This window comes from Nostoc cf. edaphicum LEGE 07299 (genome assembly GCF_015207245.1).
GTDB classification, from domain to species: domain Bacteria; phylum Cyanobacteriota; class Cyanobacteriia; order Cyanobacteriales; family Nostocaceae; genus Nostoc; species Nostoc edaphicum_B.
Genome location: NZ_JADEXF010000480.1, coordinates 1 through 4,322, shown reverse-complemented (window position 1 = coordinate 4,322; position 4,322 = coordinate 1). Strand labels below are relative to the sequence as shown.

3 protein-coding genes are annotated in these 4,322 nt (G+C 43.7%); 1 reads left to right on the top strand and 2 read right to left on the bottom strand.

Features of this window, described 5'->3' with window-relative positions; translation table 11 throughout:
• The first annotated feature begins 108 nt into the window (after nt 1-108).
• On the top strand, nt 109-840 hold the full coding sequence (locus IQ229_RS15200) for a Uma2 family endonuclease (protein ID WP_194044992.1): 732 nt from the start codon (nt 109-111) through the stop codon (nt 838-840).
• A 167-nt stretch (nt 841-1,007) separates the two neighbouring features.
• Here IQ229_RS15200 and IQ229_RS15195 read toward each other — a convergent pair whose 3' ends face one another.
• Entirely contained in the window at nt 1,008-2,999 is a 1,992-nt protein-coding gene (locus tag IQ229_RS15195) for an ATP-binding protein (RefSeq protein ID WP_194044990.1), read from the bottom strand.
• Nucleotides 2,996-4,267: a DUF4255 domain-containing protein gene (locus IQ229_RS15190; protein WP_194044989.1), complete on the bottom strand. Its 1,272-nt coding sequence runs from the start codon at nt 4,265-4,267 to the stop codon at nt 2,996-2,998. The genes IQ229_RS15195 and IQ229_RS15190 overlap by 4 nt, the downstream gene beginning before the upstream one ends.
• Nucleotides 4,268-4,322 lie beyond the last annotated feature (55 nt).

Here is a 4,322-nt window from a genome sequence, read left to right as displayed (position 1 = left end):
GTATTAAATACTTGTTACTACTCAGCACTCAGCACTCAGCACTCAGCACTCAGCACTTAAAAATGAATTGGGTTAAGTTAGATTTATCTTGTCAAAAGAGAAATTATTATGTCTTCTGCTCAAGATTTAGGAATAATTTTAGAAGACACACCAGAAGATGTTATATTTCCTCCTGGTGATTTATACAGTGATGAACCACCTTTGGAAACAGAACTTCACTTGCGGCAAATACTGCTGTTGATTCAGTGTTTGGAATGGTTGTGGCAGGAGCGTCAAGATTTCTACGCTTGCGGTAACATGACGATTTATTACAGTCCGCGTCAACGCAAGTCTGAGCAATTTAGAGGCCCCGACTTCTTTGTAGTTTTAAATACCCAACGCAAAATACGTAAAAGCTGGGTAGTTTGGGAAGAAGATGGCAAATACCCAAATGTGATTGTAGAGATTCTTTCTGACAAAACAGCTGCTACTGATAGAGGGTTGAAAAAGGAAATCTATCAAGATATTTGGCGGACTCCTGATTATTTTTGGTTTGATCCAGTAAGTTTAGAATTTAAAGGATTTCATTTATTAGATGGTCGTTATCAAGAACTGCAAGCAAATGAAGCTGGTTGGTTATGGAGTCAGCAATTGCAGTTATATTTGGGAGTTTATCAATCGAAGTTGCGCTTTTTCAATCCCGATAAACAACTGACGCCCACACCAGAAGAAGTAGCACACCAAGAACAGCAACAGCGTCAACAAGCCGAGCAACAACGCGAACAAGCCGAGCAACAACTTGCTCAAATGGAGTCCATGCTTGCTCGTTATCGGGAAAGATTTGGTGAATTACCAGAGTAATACCATTTTAGATTTTGGATTTGTAATTGCCTTGGTGCGTCTGGCTTGGTGTGAATCCATCTGCCGCAATCATTTTTTGAATTGGTATAATTCATTACAAAGGAGAACACGGCAATGAGAAAATTAAAACTTCAAGTACAAATGACCGTTGACGGATACATTGCCGATTACATCCATCCGCCAACTTCCGCATCAGTCAGAGGTTTCTCTAACTTACTGTATTCTGTTTGAGCCGCCCGCAATACGTGTTTCATCTGCACTGGTTCCCCGGCATCGGCAGCCAAAAAAGCGGCATTTAAAGCTATGTTACGGATATTACCCCCAGCGACATTGAGCCGTGCTAGTTGCAGAGCATCTAAATCTGCGGTTGGGGTTTCGGCTGGAAAGACGCGTCGCCAAATCTCGGCTCGTTGTGTTGTATCAGGGAAGGGGAACTGCACCACAAAGCGAATCCGCCGCAGGAAAGCTGTATCAATTGCACTCTTCAAGTTCGTAGTCAAGACAGCTAAACCTGGGTAACTTTCCATCCGTTGCAATAGATAGCTAACTTCTATATTGGCATAGCGATCGCGCGCATCTTTGACTTCACTCCGTTTACCAAATAAAGCGTCAGCTTCATCAAATAACAAAATCACTCCACCTTGTTCTGCGGCATCAAATACTCGGCGCAAATTCTTCTCTGTCTCGCCAATATATTTGCTGACTACTGATGATAGGTCAATACGATAGAGGTCGAGGCGTAATTTATGGGCCAGTACTTCTGCTCCCAAGGTTTTACCAGTGCCGCTACTACCTGCAAATAGAGCGCTGATTCCCAATCCCCTAGCACTCTTGCCCCCAAAACCCCAATTGTTATATACAGTACTACGTTGGCGCACGTGAGCCGCGATTTCCCGGAGAACTTGTTTCTGTGCATCTGGCAATACTAAGTCATCCCAATCACCAGATGGCTCAATCCGTTGGGCGAGTTCATCTAAGCGCGGACGTGCTTGCACGCGGCAGGCATCCCATAAAATGCTAGTGATATCGCTTTCTGGTGTTTGTGCCAACTGTCCTGCGGCTTCTGCACAAGCAGCGCGAATGGTTGCAGCACTGAGGTTAAACTGATTTACTAAGGTTTTGACTTGCCCATTCATTTGCGATGCACTCGCTCCTAATGCATCTTGCCAAACTGCACCTTGTTCTTTGCTAGTTGGTTGATGTACGTCAAAATTAACTACTAGGCGTTGTGATAAGCCGATCCGTTCCCGACTTGTAACTATTAAAAAGCCCTTTGTGCGTTCGATGAAACGAGCGATCGCATTCAGCCGCGCTGTATCATTAGTATCCAATTCGTTGCAATCTATCAGTAAGGCACTCTTACTTAAAATCGTCTCACGAGTCCACAGGCGGATGAGATTATCCAACTCGCTTGGTGCTAAAGGAATGACTTGTGCAGGCATTACCCACAAGCTTAAACCCTGAAGTTGACAAATTGTGGCGGCAATGTCACGTTTACTAGCAGTTTCACCACCAGATAACTGGACGATTGGCAAGCTATTAACCTTGTAAGCCTGTGACCAAACTGCTGCGATTCGCTCTGCTAAATCTTGGTGCGAAGGTACTAAATCGCTAACCTCTTGTAATGGCTCAATGATACCAGCTAGCCGTTCGTCAAGATATTGAATCCCCGTGAGATAATGTAAAATCCGCTCGTCAATTCTCAAGGGACTAAGAGTTAGGGAATGACCATCACCAATTTGAATTAACCGCCAATAACGTAAGGGAGCATTTGGAGCGATCGCATCCCAGTGGACGTTAGGTAAAGCTGCCAAAGCTAAACCCAAAGTTGGGTAAGCTCGTTGTGAATCGTCGTGAACTATAGCACACAATTTGGCAAAATCCCCATTTAATTCCATACCTGCACACAACAGCAACAAATCGCGTTCAAAGGATGAGAGGTTAAACATTTTGCAGATTCTCTCTAATGCCGATGGTGCAGGCATAGCAGCAGCGGCTTCCTGTAACGCCTGCTGTAAATGCTCTTGGTTGTTCTCTTCAGGTTGATTTTGCTCTTTTGCCGTGTGATTTTCCAAAATCCCACGCACCACGGCTAGGGCTGCTGATAGATAGCGGTAGTTTGCCTGATCCCAATTGTGATTAATTGTCGTAGCATTCATAAAATTGTCACCTGCGGCGAATCATATTCCCCTAACTGATTTTTGTGAAGTGGACTTTCAGCGCCATCTACCCGCGCCCGGACAATATAAGTTCCTGGTTTGACATTTTTGACCGGAATCGCGATCGCATCAGTGTCTTGAGTCGGTGGTGTAACCAAGAAAGAATAACCTACCGGATTATCATCTGATACCTCATTGAGTAGCAAAACTACCCGCTGTGCCTTACCTACTTTCGGCTGGAATTTAACGGTAATTTCTGCTGTGCGTAAATTCTCACCGCTATTTTCTACTTGAGTGACGAATGCTGTAATTGTTGGATGTAAGACAAAAGCCGCCACGTTTGATTCAACTAGATGATTCGTTTGACCTACATTGCCCATTGTTAAATGTACAACTTGGACACCCTGTATGCTTGCGTATAAATCTGACGGGACTAACAAGCTAATTTGCGTTTCTTTTACTTCTTGAGGTACTAGTAATGTTTCCGTATTACCGAAACGAACTCGTGTGATCTCACCGCGTAAACGTTTACCACGAATTACTAATGTTGTACCTGCAACAATCATTTGTTCGGCTTTGGCTGGAGCTATAACTTGCTCTATATTCGGTTGAGACAAGGGCATCATGTAAAAACTTTCAGACTTGTCATTGCTACTCTCAATCAATACCATTGATGCCAGATAAGTAGCTGAAGGTCGATAGTGTGTTTGTAAAGCAGACCATAACTTAGAAGTTTCTTCCATGTTAAAAAACTCTGGAGTCAATTTTATCTGCCCAATTTGTTCAGCTAAATCGGATACAGACACACTTGCTACAGCTTGCGAAAAAGCACTTGAGGTATTGGTTGTAGATGCATTTATCAAAGTATTTTCAATAATATCAGATGTGATAGCTGGTGTTTTGTGTAATAAATGCATTGCATAGCCCAGTAAAAGCTCTGCCTGAAAATCCTTGGCTCCGTAGGCTGTTAGTAAGTAATGGAGATCGAGAGCTAGTGGTGGAGTTGGAGAGCGTGGGTTTCCATTAATCCGTGAGTGCCTGCTCCGAAATTCTTGAGATACCCAATCGACATTGCGGTTCTGCGTCACTTGATAGAGAAAAAGGTTGATTTGGGCACGCTCGTCAGCTTCAACTGAAATTCGATCGGGCGGTAGGGCAGTTACAATCACATCACCAACACTAGCAGCGATCGGATCGCTGACTAAACCATTTTCCAGCAAGACTTTTAGTACTGCTGTCACTGCGGCTATAGAGAGCACATTACTCATCCTGATTCCTCATGGCAATAGCACATATTAATCATGTACGCCAGAGTACATTAAT